The following is a 19,697-nucleotide window of genomic DNA, read 5'->3' on the forward strand; positions in this document are numbered from 1 at the left end:
AAAACTAATGAATCCTTCCATTCGCGAGCTGAGCTTCGCTGAGATCAACGAAGTTGATGGTGGCGTTGTACCATTGATCGCTGTTGCCGTTGCCTTTGGCAAGGGCTTTGCTGTTGGCGGTGCCGTCGCTGCAGGCGTATTGACTGTGGCAGACGCGCTCGGGGTTGTTGACGTAATGTAAGCAAATTAGCGGGATGTGGGCGCCGCCTGCATCCCGTTTCTAGGGAGCTTGAAATGAGTGGAACAACGCCAGGGTATGATCGAAAGAATGCGTGGTTGTACGTGAATGCTGTGGCGGTACTGCTATTGGCCAGCGTGGTCCTGCTTGTGCGAATTCTCATTGGCAATCCTCCGGACTACGTGACCAACTCATTCGCATCGGGATGCCTATTCTTCGTGTGCGCTGTCGTTTCTGTTGCATCACTCGTGGGGCTGAAGAAGTCAGCGGTTCGTGGCTTCTATTTGCTGGCCGCGCCTCTCGCATCATTTATTGCTGCTGCGTACGTCTCGGGCTTTCCAACAAAGGCCATTCTGATCTTGTCAGTCTCTTGTTTCATGATGCTGGGCATCGTCTTCTTTATGGGCGACAAAGCTGATCAGAATTCGAAAGAGCACAAAATTAAGATCAAGCTTCCTTGGTAGGTGCTTGACGAATTTGCTCGGCGTGCTTGGTCCGGCGATCCTGGGCGCGCGTCGATAGTAGCGGTCTGCGACTGGAAGTCAGATCGCCTCTTCCGTTGAGATCGAACTGCACTCGGATTTGATTCGATACCTATGGCGGCAGTCAGGCAGGCTTGTGTGGCTCGATAAGAGATTGGCCGCGCAGTTTGCGCCTTACGGGGCAGTCTGCTCAATGGTACTGCGGAGGTCACCGTATTCAGTGGATTGCTTTTAACGCTGATGGAGCATTGGGATGAATCGAATCGTGTTGTGCGCCAGTGCCATGCTAGGCCCTTCCGGATTGGCTCGAATGAGGCATTCCGTAATCCATGGCTGCGTGGCTGACTGATCCAAGCATGTCAAGGACGATTCTTCAATCAGAGGCCGCTGAGTGCGGCCTCGCCTCCCTTGCGATGGTCGCCGACGCACATGGCATGCATGTTGGACTTTCCGAGTTGCGTCGTCGGTTCTCGATGTCGCTCAAAGGTGCCAAACTCAGCCACCTTATCCACATCGCGCAACAGTTGGGCTTCACCACGCGTCCGCTGCGGCTGGAAATGGAGGACCTCGACAGCTTAAAACTACCCTGCATCCTGCATTGGGACCTTAATCACTTCGTGGTGCTGGCGAAGGTGAGCAATACCAAGGTGACGGTCCTCGATCCCGCTATCGGTGAGCGCAAGCTGTCCCGATCGGAAGTATCTGACCACTTCACTGGAGTGGCGCTGGAGTTGTCGCCGGGTGTTGACTTCAAGGCGCAGAAGGCCGCGCCATCGGTTTCAGTAAGGCAGCTGACTGGGCCTGTGCGTGGCCTACGACGGGCGTTGATGCAGATCATGCTGCTGTCGGTGGCGCTGCAGGTGTTCGTGATCCTCGCCCCATTCTTCATGCAGTGGGTGGTCGACCAGGTTTTGGTCTCTGCGGATCGCGATTTGCTGACGGTTCTAGGGCTCGGCTTCGGTCTGGCCTTGTTGCTGCAGATCGGCATTGGTCTGCTGCGCGGCTGGTCAGTGGTCTACCTGTCATCGCGGCTGGGCCTGCAATGGATGGGCAATGTGTTCGCACACCTCGTGCGGTTGCCGCTGGAGTTCTTCGAGAAGCGCCACCTGGGCGATGTCACCTCGCGAATGTCTTCTGTGCAGGCGATCCAGCGGACCCTGACCACCAGCTTCGTCGAGGCAATGATTGATGGCCTGATGGCGATTGTGACCTTGGGTCTAATGCTGATCTATAGCTGGAAGCTGGCACTGGTGACGCTGCTTGCCGTAGCTCTCTACTTTGGCATCCGTTGGTTGGCTTACCAGCCGCTGCGCGACGGTACCGAGAGGCAGCTGATCGCGGCCGCGAAACAGCAAACCCATCTCCTGGAATCCTTGCGGGGAATGCAGAGTCTAAAGGTGGCAGGTGAGGAGTCCGGGCGGCGCTCAACCTACAACAACCTGATGGTCGATACCGTTAATCATGAAGTGCAGCTTGCGCGGATGGGACTGGGGTTCAACAGTGCCAGCCAGCTGGTGTTCGGGATCGAGCGTGTCGCAGTGATCTGGATCGGCGCGGTGCTGGTGATGCAGGGTGCTTTTTCTGTCGGCATGCTGATCGCGTACTTGGCCTACAAGGACCAGTTCGCCGGTCGCATGTCGGCGTTGGTCGACAAATTGGTCGAGTTCCGCATGCTGCGTCTGCATGGTGAACGCTTGGCCGACATAGTGCTCACCGTACCAGACGATGCAGTCAAGGCGGTCGAGCTACCCCCGCCACCTGACACGCGCATCGAGGTTGAGGGTCTGTCGTTCCGTTATGGGCAAAGCGAACCTTGGGTACTGAAGGACTGTAGCTTCAAGGTGGAACCTGGCGAGGCCGTGGCGATCATCGGTGCTTCGGGCTGCGGAAAGAGCACGCTGGTCAAGTTGTTGCTGGGTCTGCTGGAACCAACGACGGGTACCATCCGGATCGGTGGCTACGATTTGCGTAAAGTCGGGCCGCGCAACGTGCGAGCGGTTGTGGGTGCGGTGATGCAGGATGACCAGCTGTTCGCCGGAAGTATTTCCGACAACATCTCGTTCTTTGATCAGGATCACGATCAGGCCCGCATCGAAGCCGCTGCACGAATGTCCGGTGTGCACCAAGAGATCACGATGATGCCAATGGGCTACCACAGTCTGATCGGTGACATGGGCAGTTCATTGTCAGGAGGCCAGCGACAGCGCGTGATCCTCGCCCGGGCGCTCTATCGCAACCCGCAGTTGCTATTTCTTGACGAGGCTACAAGCCACCTGGACGTTGCGAACGAGCAGCTGGTCAATGCCGCCGTGAAGCAACTGAATGTCACCAAAGTTATCATTGCTCACCGGCCGGAGACGATTGCCAGCGCAGACCGTGTGCTGGTAATGCACGAGGGCAGAATCGTTCAGGAGCAAAGACTCACGCCGCAGCCAGGGCGACAGCCGGTTCCGGAACCAGAATCCACCTGACATTACGTGTTCCGCATGGAATGCATCACACAGTCGATCAGCATTGACTGGCCGCTGAGCAGTACGATCAGGAGCGGTTACATTCTCAGGTGCTGTCAACTTCACCACTGGCCGACATTGGTCTCAGCCAGAGTCCTCTGCTGTTGGACCCATACGAGCGTCGGTGATCAGCTCATAGGGCGTCCGTGCCTGGGTTGTCGGGCAGACGTGTCCTCTCTGTTTGATGGCCACTATCCAGCTGATTCGCGTTCCGTACTGATGCTGCTGCGCGGTCGAGAGTGCGCTGATCGCACGTGACTGCGGTAATACTATTACCGCAGGTGCCGCACTCGTCGAATTATGGTAGGTCGAGTACACGCATGGCGTGGAAGGGAATCGCACGTGCAAGCCATTGACGTGTCGCGGTTTCCGACTGATAGCGCGCCGCGCGCGCGGCGTTCACAGAATTACAGTTTGCGCGAGCCGAGAACGACTGCGGTAATACTATTACCGCACTTGCAACGGGAACCAGAGTTGTTGTCCACTTGGTACCGTGGGCGGAGGTTCCAATAGCCCAATGTGCAGTACCGCGATGCAGTGCTCGGGACGTTCTGCATCAACGGTTTCGAGGCCCCGTCAGCAATGGCGGGCCCTTCTGCATTCTCTGGGATGAATTGCCCGAAGAAGCCCGGACGCTGGATGTTCGGTTGCTCGAATTGAACAGGGCGATGGCTCGATACCTGCAAGCATCGAACCACCATCGCAGTACACGCGTATCAGCCGCGTGCCGTTGACCTGAGCCCTGCCGCTCTCCGGAGAGCGCGTGCAGTTTGCTTAACAAATGTCGCAATAGCTGAGACTTGAACACAAAGACCATTTTCCCTTGGCCAGGCGGAAAGACCCGTTTGGCGAAGCACCTGCTGCCGCTAATCTACGAGCGGCCCCACACCTGTTACGTCGAAGCCTTCGCTGGCAGTGCCGCCATGTTGTTCGAGCGCACACCGGCGAAAGTGGAAGTCCTCAATGACATGCATGGCGAGTTGGTGCGCCTTTATCGTGTCGTTAGCAATCACCTGGATGAGTTCGTTCGCCATTTCCGCTGGTCGCTTACCAGCCGCGAGATGTACCGGTGGGCGCAACTGCAGGACGTTGAGACCTTAACGGACATCCAGCGAGCGGCGCGTTTCTACTACCTGCAGAAGTTGAGTTTCGGCGGGAAGGTTGAAGGCCAGACGCTGGGCGTAGGTCCAACGGCAGCCAAGCGCATCAATCTGTTACGGCTCGAGCAGGACCTGAGCGACGCACACCTGCGGCTGCAAGGCGTCGTTGTGGAGCAGCTCTCCTGGGAGCGCTGCATCGAGAAGTACGACCGAGCGGGAACGCTGTTCCTGCTTGATCCGCCGTACTGGCAGACAACTGGCTATGGCCAAGCGTTTCCAATGGAGCAGTACGAGCGCCTGGCCGAGATGATGGCGGCGTTGCAGGGCAGGGCGATCCTCACCATCAACGACCACCCCTCCATGCGCGCGGTGTTTGATCGCTTCGAGCGGACCAGCGCACCAATCCGATACACCGTCGGCGGCGGTGCGGGCGTGCAGCGGACGGAACTGATTTACACAACCTAACCGGGGCATTGTCCCCGGCAACTCTCTGCCCGTCTCCCGACCGGATCAACCATCGCGCCAAGCCGGCAGCGAGGCGGGCACTCATTGCTTAACCGGGAGGACGCGCAATGCCGAACCGGACAACCCACGGGGGGAACATGCGCGACGAGATGATCGGTACCGTTGTTGGTGCGGCGGCCAAGACTGTTCCACCCGCCACGGTGGCAGGTGCAGTCGTAGCGGGTCGGAGCCTCGACAACATCGTGGTGATCCTGACGATCATCTACCCGGCGCTTCGGCGGCGACGTAATAGGGGAGTGGCACCCCCTTTAAGTTCACGGCGGGGAACACGACGATCCCCGCCAGCCGAGCGTCAATCCGTGTCTGAGACGTTTTGCCGGGTTAGACCGAAAGTGCCTTCAGATACTCGGATTTCAGGTGAGGAGGTGAACATGTCAACCCAATTGGCACGCTTTGCAAGGACGTTCATCGTTGGCGCTGGCGAGGTCAAGATCTTCAACGCTTGCAGTCAAGCGCAGATCACTTCCGGCTCATTGACTGTATGCACGTTCGTCATTGGGAGAGTCAGGCCAAAAGGCCAGACATCAAGCTACTACCTGTTTGCGCATGTATCCGATTCCTGCACGTTCCGGTCTCTCGAAAAGAACTACAAGCATGCGTTGCATGAGAAGGGAATTGGCGCGGCTGAGGTCGAAATAGTCGCAATCCGAACTGCCCCGGACACGCAAGTACGAAGTGGCAAAAACTATGGCGTTGACACGACAGAGGCTGCTTATCACTTCGCCGATAGTGTCAGTGGTCAAGGGTTCCAGCACATGTATGGAGTCACGGCACAAGCAACGGGAAGAGGCCCCTTCATCAATGAATGTGTCGTGGATATTCCAGGACAGAATCGTGCAATCTCGGTCGGGCGCAAGCAGGGAGTCTTCGACAAGATTGCTGCATGGTGGAAGGACGCCGTGTGATGTGGCTGCGACAGTAGTCGCTCATGTGTTTGGCGGGCACTACCCCTCGTGGGCTTAGAAGTTGCCTTGCAACTCGCCCTCGGGATGCACGCCCAGTCGCACCAGCCAAGCGGCCACCATCTCGATGATCGAGACCTCGTCTTCCGGGTACTGGTCGATTAGCCGCTCCTCGACCTCGTCGCAGGCGCTCCAGAACGCCTCGCTCTCGCCCATCTCGGTGAGGGCGTGGCGGATCTCGTTGAAGGCGAGTTCGTAGTCAGCCGCGCGCGTCGTCATCTGGTTTCGCTGCCTCAATGGCGCCGATGGCCTCGGCGATGTCGCGGACCTGGTCATGCAGCCAATCCCGATCGGCCACGGCGACCTTCATTTCTATGACCTCAACCTCGCCGGCCATGGCCTCGATCACGTCGCCGGGCATCGAGTTGCCCATCTCCACGCGCATACGGGCCGCGAGATCCTGCAGCCAGTGGTCGAGCTGTTGGCGGGTCATCTTGGCCATGGACACATCGTAGGCGCGGCCGGCGTTATGCTCGGGTCAACCGGAGGTGACGTGTGTGCTATTCAGCCCAGATCGAAGCCGACTACATGAAGCTCCTGCGGTCGTTCGGGCCGATCATGAGCCTGAAAGAGTTCGCGGAGCTTTGGCTCCGTGACAATGGCAAAGAGCGCCGTCGGATTCCCAAGGCCATCGTCGACGAAGTCGGGCCGTTGTTGCCCCCTGAGGTGCAGGCTAACTTTACCGCCGGCGCTGCAGCGGACGAGCAGGATTGGCAGCAGGAGTTGTTCAAGCAGGCCCGGCGGGTGGCCGACAACGAGCGGAAGCTGGCGACGAAGTACACGAAGACCGCCGAGAAGGAGGTTGGCATCGGCCAGCGCAAGGTGGAACAGCTCAAGGGCTGGATACAGGACCTGCACCGGGATAAGCTGGAGCCGCGCGACTGGCGATTCTTCCCCCAATGGTGGGCCCCGGTCCTCGTCCGGGAGGGCGACGGGTACGCCATCAAGCCGATGCGCTATCAGTTGCGGAAGCCTGGTCTGCCCGCCAGCTCTGACTGGGTCGGTACCGGTGCGACCAGGCGCATGTCCGGGACCTACAACGCCCGGCGCGACAACCTGGAGCGCTATTGGCGCAACCAGTTCGGTCGTAAGCATGGGCTGATTGTGGCATCGCGGTTCTACGAGAACGTGGACGGTCCGGATGGGAAGTCCCACAGGCTGGAGTTCACGCCGCGAACGGGCGAGCCGATGCTGGTGGCCTGCCTCTGGGATCTCTGGACCGACCCAGCCGGACAGGAGCCTGACATGCTCTGCTTTGCGGCCGTCACGGACGAACCGGAGCCAGAAGTGCTGGCCGCTGGCCATGATCGAACGGTCATCAACATCAAACCCGAGCACATCAAGGCATGGCTCAACCCGGACGGTACCAACCTTCAGGCGCTCTACGACATCTTCGACGACAAGCGACACCCATTTTACGAGCACCAGGTTGCGGCATAAGATCAAACCAGTACTTGCGAGGATTGCAACGGATGCCCCAGGTTGATTATCGCGAATCATTGCGCGAGATGGATGATGCGCTCGCGGTTTTGGTAGCGATGGTGCCGCAAGCTCAGCGCGTTCCTTTTCATCGCCATTTTGTGTATCGGTACGTTGAACGCCTACCTGTCCAGGCAATTGTCCAGAAGCTTGCCCGCTTGCCGTCTGGCCTGCGGGCTGCCCAAGTCCTCTTGGGGGCCGGGTTTTTCCAGGAGCAGGGGGCTCTTCAGCGCATGCTCGATGAGCTGGTTGACGACGTGTTGTTTCTCTCCATTCCACTATTGTCTGGGGAATGGGAGAGCATCCATGACAACTTCTTGGATGCTTTTTTCACAGAGGATTTTGACCCCGCCACTGGGCAGCCAACGGCTCAGGATCGGCCAATGGTGCCGCGGAAGAAGATTCGTGCCTATATCGCGCGATCGAAACTTGGAGGTGCCAATCCGAGTGGCCAAATTGACGCGGGACGAACCCTGAGCAAGGTCTATTCCGGATTTGTACATGCGGCATCTCCACACATCATGGAATTGTACGGCGGTGATCCTCCCCACTTTCATACGGCCGGAATGCTTGGGACGCCTGGAGAGCAAGGGCACCAGGATGACATGGGCAACTACTATTATCGTGGCCTGTCGGCCTTCGTGGTGGCCGCTCATGCTTTTGGCAACCGGCCACTTTTTGACCGCTTGTACGCATTTAGCACGGGTCTCGGGGATGTGGTGGGCCGGCGCGACCAAGGCAGGTCGCAGTGATGCTCTTTGGGCGGTGCGAGCGGGCAGCATGTCCTACTGACTCGGAGCGATACCGAGCCACGGTTCCGTACGTGCAGGTCACTCGGGCGGACGGTTGGCGTGCGCTCCTCGGGTCCGCTCCTCGTGGAGCTGCGATAAGGCCCAATTGTCCCTACTACTCGGTGCCAAGGCTGTGATAACCCTGAAGGTCGCGTCGGGAATGGTCTTCCTGCCCGCCGGCCATTGGTGATCGCGGCGAGGCACGCTTATTCGGGCGGCCACCCAGCGCTCGATAAACCGCTTGGCGCTGAGAATCCCCCCACGGTGGATGGCCTGGATGTGGCTGCCGAGGAAGTTCAGGTGGATCTGCATCGGGACCGCGCCTTCGGCAGGGGTTATGTAGGCAATCACGCCGTAGTTGTACATCAACAGCGGGGCGGCTGGCGTGCCGGCCCAATGGCAGGCCTTCGGGAGATTGGGGCGGGTCATGCACGGAGGCTATGCCTGTCCAAGTTCAAATCCTGCGACGGACAGCACTAAAGGCTGGTCGCGCTTGGTGCGATAGCCAAGCGCCAGCATGTAGCCATGACGACATGCAGAAGGGCCCGGTGGGCACGAAGGAGAGCGGCTTCCCTGTGGGAGCAAGCCAGGCAGGTGGATTCCCTGGCGACGGGTGACTGGCGGGCACGCCAGAGGGCAAGGGTGGGTGCCGATAGGCTAAGGCGGGAGGCGTCGAAGTTCGAGGCGATCGCTGCCCGGCTGGACCCGCAGGGCCCGGACACCTGATCAAAGCGCTAGGCTGATTTCATAGTCATGCTGGCCGCGCTGTGCGTTGCGCGAGGTCGATGACCACCGCGCTGACCCCAGTGAGGAGCCCGTAGAGTGCGTTGATGGCTGCGCGCTTCTCGGTGTCGTATTCGTACTTATTGTAGTGCCGCTTCTGGACGCCACTTAGACCATGGGATTGCAGGTGCCCGCGCACCTCTTCGGAGTAACCGAGGGCGGCTAGCCGGGTCTCGACAGTGCGGCGTAGGTCGCCAGGCGTGAACGCGCGGCCCTCCAGTTCCTCGGCGGCAGCCATATCGGCTACCACGCGATCCAAGGCCCCGCGAAACACGTCATAGGTGGCGGCGTCGACTCCGTCGGAGATGGTGAACAAGAACTCGCCAGCCCTCTCGCCGCGCATGGTGGCCAAGGCGTCCTCGGCCTGCTTGATGAGAGGAACGACATGGGCCCGGCCGTGTCGGCGCCGGCCCTTGATGTCCAGGATTCGCACAGAATGGTGGTCCAGGTCGAGGTCAGCCGTGACCAGCCGAGCCAGCTGGGAAATTCGTTGCGCCCCCGTCAGCAGGTGAAAACGGAGCATCGCCCCCCGAGCGTCCGACATGGCGGCAATCCGCTGCCAGTACGCGCGCAGTTCGGCGACCGACAGGGCATGTTCGCGCGGGGTGCCGCTGTCGATCGTGGACAGATCCTGGGCCGGATTACGCGAGAGATTCAGGGCCCGGAGCGAATCCGGAGCTGCTGCATCCTGCTTGGCACGAATTGCTGCCGCATACGCCGCGCGCAGATAGGAACGGATCTTCCCGGCCTCGCGCAGCTTGTCCGCTCTCACAAGGCGGGACAGCACCGGGATAAGGTCGTCGAGTTCCAGTTCGCCGGCGGGCCTTGCCCAGAGAGCCGGGAAGGGTTTCTCGATATGCAACACAATGGCTTTACGGACATTGCCGGCGCTGATCTTGCCTGCGATGTCTAGACTGTCCGCGTACGCTTCCATCATGGCCCCGAGCGTGGCGGAGTTGACAGCGTTAGCCTCGGCATCCGCCAGCGCGCGAGCGCGCACAGCCTCCGCTTCGTCGGCGGCCAGGGCGCGGCGAAGGTCGCGATCACCAGCCTGGTACCTGCGGGACAGCAGGGCAGCTGCAGACCGGGCTTCGGCGAGCGTGAGCGTGCTTCCCAAGGAGAGCCGGTCCTGCTTACGATTGGGGCCGGTGTACCGGTAGTAGAAGCCAATGGCCCCCGAAGCAAGCTTCCTGGCCTGCAGCACTCCGGCGCCGTGAGTTGCGGCATCGTTCGCCCATTCACCTGTCGTGAGTGCCGCAAGTCCGCGCGCTGTGAGCTGTCCCTTTCCCTTCGCCATATCGTGCCTACTTGGTGCCTACTTTCAGTGGGAACGCAGGGTGCCAGTTGGGACCGAGGGAAACTGTAAGGTTTGGCGAATCAGCGGCTTACGTCTCGCGATGCGACCCTCGGGGTCTAGTTGAGACGTGGAACCACGGACTTTTAATCTTTTGGTCGAAGGTTCGAATCCTTCACGGCCCACCAGCATTGCCAAGGGCTCCAGAGCGATCTGGAGCCTTTTTTGTGCTCCGAATCGGGGCCGCCGCTCCGCAGTTGACTTTGTCAGGCTGGTGCGCGCCCTCACGCCGTCACATGGCCTAGAAGGGCACGCAGAGGCGCGCCGCGTGTCGCTGCCCGGTCTTGGGCCCGTTCGGAGTCGGGCGTTTGTGCGCCGCCATGTGCTCGGTGCGATGTTCCTGCCGCCAGGCCATCACCCCGGGCAGGTCGAGGGCATTTCGTTGCGCGGCTTGTGGCCTTGCAGGTACCGCATCGGCCGCTTTCTGTTGGTGTCAAAACAGAAGCGGCCACAAAAACGCCGTCATGGAAGGAAAGTAGGGAAGGCCGTGGCGTGCGCCGGGCCTGGCCGGCCTACTTCAGCAACGTCTGGACATCGACGATCCGCACGTCGTGCATCTGGTCGAGATATGCATCCAGATATGCCTTGTGCGACGCGCCGACGAGCACCAGCGTGCGCATGCCCGGGGTTGGACCCATCAGGTCGCGGATGTTCGCTGCCATGCGCAGATTGCGCGTTTCCCACGAGGTGACGTATAGGCGCCCGTAGCCTTGCGGCGAGGGCTCCTCCAAAGCAGGGACTGTGCCTGCACCGTTTCGAAGAGCATCCATCCTGCCAGCAGCGTGCCGATCAAGATGCGCCGTCTCCAATTCTCCTGAATCCCATGGCTCCCCGATGAAGCGCTTGGCCAGCTCAAGGTGCGCAGGTTCCATCCCGGCTGATGCTTTGTCGATGTGTGGACGAGCAATCCGGCTGCGTTCCTTGTGCGGAGTGGCCGGTAACCTCGGATGGTCCGGCCGTCGTGGAATTGTGTCGCGCAACGCGGCATTGCATCTGCTGGTTCGGATGCGAGGGGCTGTCGGTGTTCCCGGAGCGTGGCGTCGCCTGCGGAACTGCTGCCGGCTTGTTCATTTGATCTGATTCACAAGCGCCCTCATTCCAACTGCTCTCCTGCTTGCGGGAGAGCGGCTCCGTTCCTCATGCCCAAGCACGGCTCGAGGCGGCTGGCTCCAGTCGCACTGCTTCTGCGGGAGCGGCGATATGGTCCTTGATCACGCGTATTGCCCTGCCAGCAGGACTTTCGTCGATGCCATCCGCATCGGGCACGGGACTGAGGTACATTCGGCGGCCAGTACTACTGCAACGAAGGTGTGGTAATGGCGGCTCCGTTACGTGATGCACCCTACATCCTCGTCCTGGAGGACGATGCCGAAATGCGCGAGGACGTGGTATTGCCGGGCCTGCGCGATTACGGTTTCGCGGTCGATGGCGTTGGCACCGCCGCAGCGCTGTACGCAGCGCTGGAAGGCCGGACTCCGGACGTGGTGATCCTGGATGTTGGTCTACCCGACGCCGACGGATTCAGCGTGGCGCAGGCGGTACGCGCCCTGCTGCCGCGAATCGGCGTGGTCATGCTGACCGGCCACGGTGCGGTCACCGAGCAGGTGCGTGGGCTCAGCCAGGGCGCCGATGCCTACCTGGTCAAGCCGGTCCAGATCGAGCTGCTGGCTGTATGCATCCACAGCCTGTTGCGGCGGCTGCATGGCCGGGTTGCGCCGCTGGCGACGCAACGCTGGCATTTCGATCCGGAAGGCTGGTGCCTGATGTCGCCGCAACGTCGCCAGGTGGCGTTGACCCGGACCGAACAGCGCATGGTGAGTTGTCTGGCTGCTTCGCTCGGGCGGCTGGTCACGCGCGAGCAACTGGTCGAAACGATGACCGACAATGTGCACGACTTCGACCCGCATCGGATTGAATCGCTGGTGCATCGACTGCGCCGGAAAGTGCTGGAGCAGACCGGCGAGCGCCTGCCGCTGACGGCGGTGCACGGCAAGGGCTACGTGCTCGAAGACCAGAATCGGCCGATCGCCGTCGGCGAGTGATGGCTCAGGCCACCGCTGTCTCGTCCGGAGGCGGCGGCAGCAGGATGCGGAACGTGGTGCCGTGGCCCGGCGTGCTCTCCACGTGGATGTCGCCACCGGCATTGAGCACCATGTCGTGGATGCCGGTCAGGCCCAGGCCGGTACCGCCGGCGCCGGATTTTGTGCTGTAGAACGGATCGAAAATCTGCTGCAGCACCTCCGGGCGCATGCCGTGGCCGGTATCGGTCAGGGTTAGCGCTACGGACTGGTCGTTACTGCGTTGCAGCCCGATGCGGAATTCGCCGCCATCGGCCATTGCATCACGGGCATTGGCGGCGAGGTTGAGCAGCATCAGCTCGAATTCGCTGTGATCGAAATGCACCAGCAGCCCCGGTTGTAGTTCGGGCAGGTGCAGGCGTATCGAGGACGGTAGCAATTGGCGCAGCATCGGTTGCAGGTCGTGCAGCGCCTGGCTGATATCGAAGCGCTGCGGACGGGCTGATTCGGGACGGTTGAAGGCCAGCAGCTTGTGGGTGATCTGCATGCCGCTGGCGGCGGCACTGGCAATGCGGGTGAGGTTGCGGTCGATGGCCTGTTCCATCTCGACGCGGCCATTGATGGACAGGATGCGATCACGCTGCCCGGCGTAGCCGGATATCAGGCCAAGGATATGGTTGAAGTCATGCGCGATGCCGCTGGCCAGGCGGCCGGTTGCCTGCATTTTCTGGGCGTGGATCAGCTTGGCGCGGGTGCGTTCGCGTTCGAGCATTTCGTGCTGCAAGGCCTGCCGCTGCTGGATGGATTCGGCCAGGCTTTCGCGCAACGCGGTGACGGTGCGGTCCAGTACCAGCGTGACCAGTACATAGCCGAACAGCACCGAGGGCAGGTGGCTGTAGGCGCGGCTGATGGGCTCGCCGTTCGCCAGCAGGCGCTGCGCATCGACCACGAAGCCGCTGCCGGCCACGAACAGCAGCGCGAGCAGGATCAGCCACAGGGCGCGCCGGCCCAGTACCAGCCCGCCGATGATCAGCAGCAGGAATTGATCGATCTGGTTGCCGGCAAGGGTCGAGAAACCCATCAGCAGATGATTGATCTCCTGGGCCAGCAGCAGCATCGCCAGATAGAGCGTCACTGCCCTGCGAAAGTAGCCACGACGGATCATCACCACGCATACCAGCGCCAGCACCGCCATGCACAACGCCGGCGCCATCAGCAGATAGCCACCGGCAGGGACGCCACCGGATGCCAGGAAGTAGACCCAGCTGGCAGGGATGGTCAGGCCCAGGGCCAGGAACAGCACCTGCAGCGTTGGCGCGTTGCGTTGGTCGACCGGATCGCTGATGGGTGCGCTGCGCAGCCATCGGCATAGGGAAATGCGGCGATGCATGGTGAGGCGGCTGATCCTGGCAGAAGGGACGACAGCAGCGCGTGGACGTGAGAGCGCCGGGCGGGGTTGGTGAGTATTGGGTGAGTGAAGCGTGCGTGACAAGCCAAGCCGGCCAATCGTACGTTCGCCATGGACACGCGGGGCGCCAGCGGCGCACCGCCCGGTCGACAGGTCAGCCCAGGGGGGGGCTGCCTACACACACATGACATGCGCAACGCAGTGGCGGCGGCCCGATGACGGCCGTACGGGAGCCGCTGGGCGTCGCTCACCTTCAAGAACCGTAACGCGCTGGGAGAGGATTGATGAACAAGATCTACCGCCGGGTATGGAGCCAGGCCAAACAGGCCATGGTGGTCACCTCGGAACTGGCATCGACGCAAGGCCGCAGGGACGGCGGCCGGCGCACCGCCGGACCATCGTTGCACGCAGTGGCCTGGACGTTCGGCTTGGCGGCGCTGACGCCCGTGTTGCATGCCGAGCAGATCACCATCGAGCGCACCGACAACGCCTGCATCGCCCGCGCCCAGGACGGCAGCGTGCTCAAGCAGGTCGATTGCGCGCTGTTCGAGCAGGCAGCGGGCAGCAGCGCAGCGCCGGCAGCGACGCGCAGCGCATCGGTCACTCCGCAGGCCGTGTCCGGCAGTGGCTACTTCGTCGCCGACGGCGACGCAGATGGCAGCGATGACGCCTCGGTCACAGGGCAGGGTGCCATTGCCATCGGCCGCAATGCCAAAACCGTGACCTGGGATGATCCGGAGGTGGGTACGTTTGCCGCCGACGGTGCCGTTGCCATCGGCGACACCGCCATGGCTCAGGGCCTGCGTTCGGTCGCCCTGGGTTTGAATGCCGGGGCCTGGAAGAACGCCAGCACCGCGCTGGGCGGCAACGCGAATGCGTTCGGCATTGGCAGCACCGCCGTCGGTGAGAACAGCCTGGCCTACGGCCATTCCACCGTGGCGATGGGCCAGTCCGCGATGAGCTTGGGTTTCGGCAATACCGCCGTGGGTGCCGCAGCCAAGGCGAGCGCGGACCAGGCGGCAACGGCGCTGGGTGCGTTGAGCGAAGCCAATGGCAATGGCAGCACCGCGGTCGGCGGCCAGGCCATCGCGCAGGGCGAGGGCAGCCTCGCGATGGGGTTTGACGCACAGGGTGGCGGTGAGGAGTCGATTGCGTTGGGCGGGCACAGCCGTGTCGGCAACGGCAGTTCCGGGGTCGGCATCGGCGCCAACGCAGTTGCGCTGGGCGACGGTGCCGTGGGCATCGGCAAGAATGCGCTGGCTTATGGCAGCAACACGGTCGCGACCGGGCGCAATGCCGCCGCACAGGGCGAAGGCGCGGTTGCCATCGGTGGCAGTGAATGGACCGATCTGAACGGCGACGGCATGCCGGACATCGGCGAGGCAACCCTGGCTGAAGGCGCCAATGCGATCGCACTGGGCAGCCGCGCCGGTGCCAGTGGCGACAATGCGCAGGCCGTTGGCGCGGCCAGTACCGCACTTGGCGAAAACAGTACCGCCACAGGCGCGATGAGCATGGCGTCGGCCGCCAACAGCACCGCCACCGGCGCGCTGAGTGTTGCCAATGGCGCCGACAGCAGCGCCTACGGCTATCAGGCCGATGCCGAAGGCGATTACTCCACTGCCATCGGCAGCAGCAGCCTGGCACTGGGTGTTGGCGCGCAGGCCGTTGGTGTCGGCGCCAATGCGTTGGGCGACTACAGCATCGCCAACGGCTACGGCAGCGTGGCCCAGGGCGGCGGCAGCGTGGCCAGTGGCAACCTGGCACAGGCGTTGGGTGCCAACAGCATCGCGACGGGCTACAACAGCGTGGCCAATGGTTCCAACAGCGTGGCCATCGGGCCAAACAGCACCACCGTCGGCGCCTTCTCCACCGCGGTCGGCATGCTGGCAACCACCAATGGTGCCTACGCCGCTGCGTTCGGCAGCGGCAGCGCCGCCGATAGCTGGCAGAGCAGCGCCTTCGGTACCAACGCCTGGGCCAAAGGCTGGTATGGCACCGCAGTGGGTTCGGCCAGCACGGCGGACATGATGGGCACGGCGCTGGGAACCTACAGCTATGCCAGCTTTGCCTCCACCTCGATCGGCTACCGCTCGGTGGCCGGCTTCATCGACCTTGATGTCGATGGCAATCCGATCGCCGCTGGCGCCGGTACGGCGGTCGGCAACGAAGCGGTGGCGCTCGGCAACAACGGCACGGCAGTGGGCATGAACACGCTGGCGGGCAAGGACGCGGACAGCCTCACCAATGCCGACAACACCACGGCAATTGGTACCGAAGCGTGGGCAACCGAGGATGGTGCCACCGTGGTTGGCTACAACAGCTACGCGCAGGCCTTGAACTCGAGCGTGCTCGGCTCCAACACCTGGACCACCAAGGACGCGGAAAACAGTGTCGCTCTGGGTTCGGGTTCGCTGGCCGACCGCGCAAATGCGGTGTCGGTGGGTGCGGCGCAGGACTGGACCGATGCGGCCGGCGTGGTGCATGCGGCCATCGACCGCCAGATCACCAACGTCGCTGCCGGTACCCAGGCCACCGATGCGGTCAACAAGGCACAGCTCGATGCACTGGCCGACAACGTCGGCGACGCCAGCGACTACTTCGCAGTCAACGGAGCCGACGATGGCAGTGACCTGGCGGTGGCCAGCGGCAGCAATGCCGTTGCCGTTGGCAGCAATGCCGCAGCCAATGGCATTGAAAGCAGCGCCATCGGCTATCAGGCCAATGCGTTTGGCGACAGCAGTCTTGCGCTGGGCAGCAGCAGCCTTGCCCTTGGCACCGGTTCGGCAGCTTTGGGTACTGGCGCCAACGCTTTGGGCAACTACAGCATTGCCAATGGCTACGGCAGCCTGGCCGGTGGCCTGCATTCGATTTCCATTGGTTTGAATGCCACCACGCAGCACACCAGCGGCGTCGCGGTTGGCCCGAACGCAACGGTGCTGGGAGGCGCGGCAACCGGCATCGGCAGCGGCGTCAGTGTCAACGGCTTGCAGTCCACCGCAGTGGGAGCGGTCAGCCTGACCAAGGGCGTGCAGACCACCGCCATCGGTGCGCTGTCCACCGCCCAGCAACTGGGTGCCACCGCCGTGGGCGCCGGCTCGTGGGCCAAGGATTCGCACGCTTCTGCGTTCGGCACCAACAGCCAGGCCGATGCTTTCGGCACTGCGTTGGGCGTGCGCGCCAATGCCGGCATCGCCGGAGTGGCGATCGGAGCGGACAGCAAGGTCGGCCGCGAGGCTGTCGCAATGGGCTCCAACGCCAAGGCCAGCGGTACGACCAGCATGGCCTTGGGCACCAAATCGCTGGCCGGCAAGGATGCCAGCAGCGTAAGCAGTGGCAACTACACCACCGCAGTCGGTGGCGAAGCCTGGGCGACCGAGGACGGTGCCACCGTTGTGGGTTACAACAGCTACGCGCAGGCGTTGAATTCGAGCGTGCTGGGCTCCAACACCTGGACCACCAAGGCTGCCGAAAACAGTGTCGCGCTGGGCTCGGGCTCGCTGGCCGACCGCGCAAATGCGGTATCGGTGGGTGCGGCGCAGGACTGGACCGATGCAGCCGGCGTGGTGCATGCGGCCATCGACCGCCAGATCACCAACGTCGCTGCCGGCACCGAGGCGACCGATGCGGTGAACAAGGCACAGTTGGATGCACTGGCGGGCAGCTTCGGCGATGCCAATGACTACTTCGCCGCCAACGGTGCTGCTGATGGCAGCGATGTTTCCCTGGCCACCGGCGACAACGCGGTTGCTGCCGGTGCCAACAGCATGGCTGCCGGCATCGACAGCAGCGCTTACGGTGCGCAGAGCAGTGCCCTGGGTGACTATTCCACTGCGTTGGGCAGCAGCAGCCTGGCGCTGGGAACCGGCGCTTCGGCAATCGGCAATGGCACCAATGCCCTGGCCGATTACAGCACCGCCAACGGTTACGGCAGCGTGGCCAACGCCACGTCGAGCACCGCCATCGGCGGCACCTACCAGGACTTCAGCGGCAACCTGGTGACCACGCTGGCCGATGCCCACGGCAGCACTGCCGTCGGTGCCGGCGCACAGGCCATGCACCAGAACAGCCTGGCGGTCGGTTCCGGCAGCCAGGCACTGGGCACCAACGCCACGGCGCTGGGTTCCGGCTCGCGCACCGCTGGTGCTTTCGCCACGGCGGTGGGCTTCTCTGCGATGGCCGACAACATTGCCGCCACCGCGGTCGGTGCTGGTGCCTATGCGACCGGCCTGCGTGCCACTGCGATGGGCAACAGCGCCTATGCCTCGCGCGATGCGACGGCGATCGGCGCAGGTGCGATTGCCAGTTCCGGCAACACCTTTGCCGGGGGTATCGGCGCAAGTGCCACTGGTGCGGCCAGCGTTGCCATCGGCGGTCAGGCCTCGTTCTTCCGGTCCTCGACCACCGCGTCGGGCTTCCACGCCACGGCGGTAGGCTCCAGCGCGGCGGCCACGGAAACCGACACGGTAGCCATCGGCGTCAACAGCGTTGCCACCGCCGAGCAGGCCACCACGATGGGCGTGGAAAGCGCCGCCGAGGGTGTGGCATCCACTGCGATGGGCTACAACACCTACGCGATGAAGGACGGCTCGCTGGCGCTGGGCAGCAATGCCTGGGCCCACAACGTCAACAGCACGGCGATTGGCCTGCAGAGCGCTGCCAAGGCCGACAACAGCGTGGCCTTGGGTGCCGGCTCGCTGTCCGATCGTGCCGACACGGTGTCGGTGGGCGCGGCGCAGGCGTGGACGGACGACTACGGCAATGTCCATGCCGCCATTGATCGGCAGATCACCAACGTTGCTGCCGGCACCGAACTGACCGATGCGGTCAACAAGGGCCAGCTAGACCAGGCCATCGCAGGAGTGGGTGGCAGCGTCGGCAATCTCGATGCCAGCGCCTTGAAGTACGACGACGCGGCAACCAAGGACAAGGCCACGCTGGGCGGCAGCGCCGGTACCACGCTGGCCAACCTCAAGGCCGGCACGAACGCCGATGAGGCGGTCAATGTCGCGCAGCTGGAATCGGTGGCCACCGCGCTGGGTGGCGGTGCGGGCCTGGGCGCGAACGGCATGCTGGTCGCGCCGGTTTACAACTTCCGGGGCGGTAGTTACGCCAATGTCGGGGCGACCTTTGATGCGATCGATGCCGCTTTTGGCGGACTGCATGACCGGGTAACCCAGCTGGAAGCGCGGCCGGGCAACGGCAATGGCAACGGCAACGGCAATGGCAATGGCAATGGTGGCCGACCGGGCACCGGTGCCGGCCTGGCGCTGGGCGATGGCAGCCACGCGCAGGACAGCAACGACATCGCAATCGGCAACGGCTCCACGGTGGGAGCCGCCAACGGCACCGCGCTGGGCACCAACAGCAATATCGACGCAGCGGCGAGCAATGCGGTGGCGGTGGGCGCTGACAGCACTGTCACCGCCAGTGGCGGCACTGCGCTGGGTCAGGGCGCTTCGGTTGGCGCCGAAGGTGCGGTGGCGATCGGCCAGGGCTCGGTGGCCAACGAGGCCAACACGGTGTCGGTCGGCAGCGCCGGCAGCGAACGTCGCGTGACCAATGTCGCGGCCGGTGTGAACGCCACCGATGCGGCCAACGTGCAGCAGATGCAGGCCGGTGATGCCAAGACATTGGCCTCGGCCAATGCCTACACCGACACCACCGCGACGCAGACGCTGACCAAGGCCAACAGTTACACCGACAGCCGCTACCAGGCCTTGAATGACGAATTCACCGGCCTGCGCAACGACATCGGCTATCGCCTGGGCAAGATGGACGAGCGCCTGGACCGCCAGGGCGCGATGAGCTCGGCAATGATGAACATGTCGATCAACGCTGCCGGTAGCCGCAGTCCGCGCGGTCGCATTGCCGTGGGTGCCGGCTGGCAGAACGGCGAAAGCGCGCTGTCGGTCGGTTACGCCAAGGCCATCGGTGAACGCGCCTCGCTGTCGATCGGCGGCGCCTTCAGCAGCGACGACAGTTCGGCCGGCGTGGGCTTCGGCATCGACCTGTAACCCACATCCGCGCAACGCCGGAACCTCGTGCAACGGCAGGTGCATCGCACCTGCCTGCGGCGGGCTGGCAGGCAACTACTTCATTGAACC

14 protein-coding genes and 1 pseudogene are annotated in these 19,697 nt (G+C 62.8%); 9 read left to right on the top strand and 6 right to left on the bottom strand.

The annotated features are described in order from the left end of the window. Positions 1 to 7: 7 nt before the first annotated feature. The 5 genes from LR961_RS05545 (at position 8) to LR961_RS05565 (ending at position 5,700) form a co-directional block, all read left to right on the top strand. Positions 8 to 181 carry a hypothetical protein gene (locus LR961_RS05545; RefSeq protein ID WP_232147425.1) on the top strand — a complete coding sequence of 58 codons (174 nt, stop codon included), beginning with the start codon at positions 8 to 10 and terminating at the stop codon, positions 179 to 181. 53 nt (positions 182 to 234) lie between these two features. Continuing rightward, positions 235 to 642 carry a hypothetical protein gene (locus tag LR961_RS05550; RefSeq protein ID WP_232147426.1) on the top strand — a complete coding sequence of 136 codons (408 nt, stop codon included), beginning with the start codon at positions 235 to 237 and terminating at the stop codon, positions 640 to 642. Between the two features lie 374 nt (positions 643 to 1,016). Further along, positions 1,017 to 3,131, top strand: coding sequence for a peptidase domain-containing ABC transporter (locus LR961_RS05555; protein WP_232147427.1), 2,115 nt, complete (start codon positions 1,017 to 1,019; stop codon positions 3,129 to 3,131). An 839-nt stretch (positions 3,132 to 3,970) separates the two neighbouring features. Then, positions 3,971 to 4,735 carry a DNA adenine methylase gene (locus tag LR961_RS05560; RefSeq protein WP_269670549.1) on the top strand — a complete coding sequence of 255 codons (765 nt, stop codon included), beginning with the start codon at positions 3,971 to 3,973 and terminating at the stop codon, positions 4,733 to 4,735. Positions 4,736 to 5,166: 431 nt separating this feature from the next. Next, positions 5,167 to 5,700 (top strand): hypothetical protein, encoded by a 534-nt coding sequence (locus LR961_RS05565; protein ID WP_232147429.1) that lies wholly within the window; start codon positions 5,167 to 5,169, stop codon positions 5,698 to 5,700. A 54-nt stretch (positions 5,701 to 5,754) separates the two neighbouring features. Here LR961_RS05565 and LR961_RS05570 read toward each other — a convergent pair whose 3' ends face one another. Then, positions 5,755 to 5,976, bottom strand: a complete 222-nt coding sequence (locus LR961_RS05570; RefSeq protein ID WP_232147430.1) for a hypothetical protein — start codon at positions 5,974 to 5,976, stop codon at positions 5,755 to 5,757. Continuing rightward, entirely contained in the window at positions 5,957 to 6,199 is a 243-nt protein-coding gene (locus LR961_RS05575; protein ID WP_232147431.1) for a hypothetical protein, read from the bottom strand. Before LR961_RS05575 ends, LR961_RS05570 begins: the two co-directional genes overlap by 20 nt. A gap of 53 nt (positions 6,200 to 6,252) precedes the next feature. On the opposite strand from LR961_RS05575, the gene LR961_RS05580 reads away from it, so the two are divergent. Then, the gene (locus LR961_RS05580; RefSeq protein WP_232147432.1) at positions 6,253 to 7,197 is read left to right on the top strand and encodes an SOS response-associated peptidase family protein; all 945 of its coding nucleotides are present in this window, start codon (positions 6,253 to 6,255) and stop codon (positions 7,195 to 7,197) included. Positions 7,198 to 7,229: 32 nt separating this feature from the next. Then, positions 7,230 to 7,988, top strand: coding sequence for a hypothetical protein (locus LR961_RS05585; RefSeq protein ID WP_232147433.1), 759 nt, complete (start codon positions 7,230 to 7,232; stop codon positions 7,986 to 7,988). 78 nt (positions 7,989 to 8,066) lie between these two features. Here the strand turns inward: LR961_RS05585 and LR961_RS05590 are convergent, their stop codons facing one another. From LR961_RS05590 to LR961_RS05600, 3 genes and pseudogenes are all read right to left on the bottom strand, one after another. Continuing rightward, positions 8,067 to 8,456, bottom strand: coding sequence for a hypothetical protein (locus tag LR961_RS05590; protein WP_232147434.1), 390 nt, complete (start codon positions 8,454 to 8,456; stop codon positions 8,067 to 8,069). Positions 8,457 to 8,778: 322 nt separating this feature from the next. Continuing rightward, the gene (locus LR961_RS05595) at positions 8,779 to 10,107 is read right to left on the bottom strand and encodes a tyrosine-type recombinase/integrase (RefSeq protein WP_232147435.1); all 1,329 of its coding nucleotides are present in this window, start codon (positions 10,105 to 10,107) and stop codon (positions 8,779 to 8,781) included. Positions 10,108 to 10,676: 569 nt separating this feature from the next. After that, positions 10,677 to 10,895 (bottom strand): annotated as a pseudogene (locus tag LR961_RS05600) (DUF5694 domain-containing protein); the annotation flags it as partial. A 585-nt stretch (positions 10,896 to 11,480) separates the two neighbouring features. Between LR961_RS05600 and LR961_RS05605 the strand changes: the two are divergent. After that, positions 11,481 to 12,206 carry a response regulator transcription factor gene (locus tag LR961_RS05605; RefSeq protein WP_232147436.1) on the top strand — a complete coding sequence of 242 codons (726 nt, stop codon included), beginning with the start codon at positions 11,481 to 11,483 and terminating at the stop codon, positions 12,204 to 12,206. A 4-nt stretch (positions 12,207 to 12,210) separates the two neighbouring features. Here the strand turns inward: LR961_RS05605 and LR961_RS05610 are convergent, their stop codons facing one another. Further along, positions 12,211 to 13,572, bottom strand: coding sequence for an ATP-binding protein (locus tag LR961_RS05610; RefSeq protein WP_232147437.1), 1,362 nt, complete (start codon positions 13,570 to 13,572; stop codon positions 12,211 to 12,213). 302 nt (positions 13,573 to 13,874) lie between these two features. On the opposite strand from LR961_RS05610, the gene LR961_RS05615 reads away from it, so the two are divergent. After that, complete coding sequence (locus tag LR961_RS05615) at positions 13,875 to 19,607, top strand: ESPR-type extended signal peptide-containing protein (RefSeq protein WP_232147438.1); 5,733 nt, start codon at positions 13,875 to 13,877, stop codon at positions 19,605 to 19,607. Positions 19,608 to 19,697 lie beyond the last annotated feature (90 nt).

The sequence above is a fragment of the Stenotrophomonas sp. SY1 genome (assembly GCF_021202945.1).
Classification (GTDB): Bacteria; Pseudomonadota; Gammaproteobacteria; order Xanthomonadales; family Xanthomonadaceae; genus Stenotrophomonas.

Excerpts from the sequence above, each read along its gene's own strand:
- LR961_RS05590 (WP_232147434.1), bottom strand. The coding sequence starts at position 8,456 with ATGACCCGCCCCAATCTCCCGAAGGCCTGCCATTGGGCCGGCACGCCA.
- LR961_RS05615 (WP_232147438.1), top strand. The coding sequence starts at position 13,875 with ATGAACAAGATCTACCGCCGGGTATGGAGCCAGGCCAAACAGGCCATG.
- LR961_RS05565 (WP_232147429.1), top strand. The coding sequence starts at position 5,167 with ATGTCAACCCAATTGGCACGCTTTGCAAGGACGTTCATCGTTGGCGCT.
- LR961_RS05550 (WP_232147426.1), top strand. The coding sequence starts at position 235 with ATGAGTGGAACAACGCCAGGGTATGATCGAAAGAATGCGTGGTTGTAC.
- LR961_RS05570 (WP_232147430.1), bottom strand. The coding sequence starts at position 5,976 with ATGACGACGCGCGCGGCTGACTACGAACTCGCCTTCAACGAGATCCGC.
- LR961_RS05545 (WP_232147425.1), top strand. The coding sequence starts at position 8 with ATGAATCCTTCCATTCGCGAGCTGAGCTTCGCTGAGATCAACGAAGTT.
- LR961_RS05585 (WP_232147433.1), top strand. The coding sequence starts at position 7,230 with ATGCCCCAGGTTGATTATCGCGAATCATTGCGCGAGATGGATGATGCG.
- LR961_RS05610 (WP_232147437.1), bottom strand. The coding sequence starts at position 13,572 with ATGCATCGCCGCATTTCCCTATGCCGATGGCTGCGCAGCGCACCCATC.
- LR961_RS05605 (WP_232147436.1), top strand. The coding sequence starts at position 11,481 with ATGGCGGCTCCGTTACGTGATGCACCCTACATCCTCGTCCTGGAGGAC.
- LR961_RS05555 (WP_232147427.1), top strand. The coding sequence starts at position 1,017 with ATGTCAAGGACGATTCTTCAATCAGAGGCCGCTGAGTGCGGCCTCGCC.
- LR961_RS05575 (WP_232147431.1), bottom strand. The coding sequence starts at position 6,199 with ATGGCCAAGATGACCCGCCAACAGCTCGACCACTGGCTGCAGGATCTC.
- LR961_RS05595 (WP_232147435.1), bottom strand. The coding sequence starts at position 10,107 with ATGGCGAAGGGAAAGGGACAGCTCACAGCGCGCGGACTTGCGGCACTC.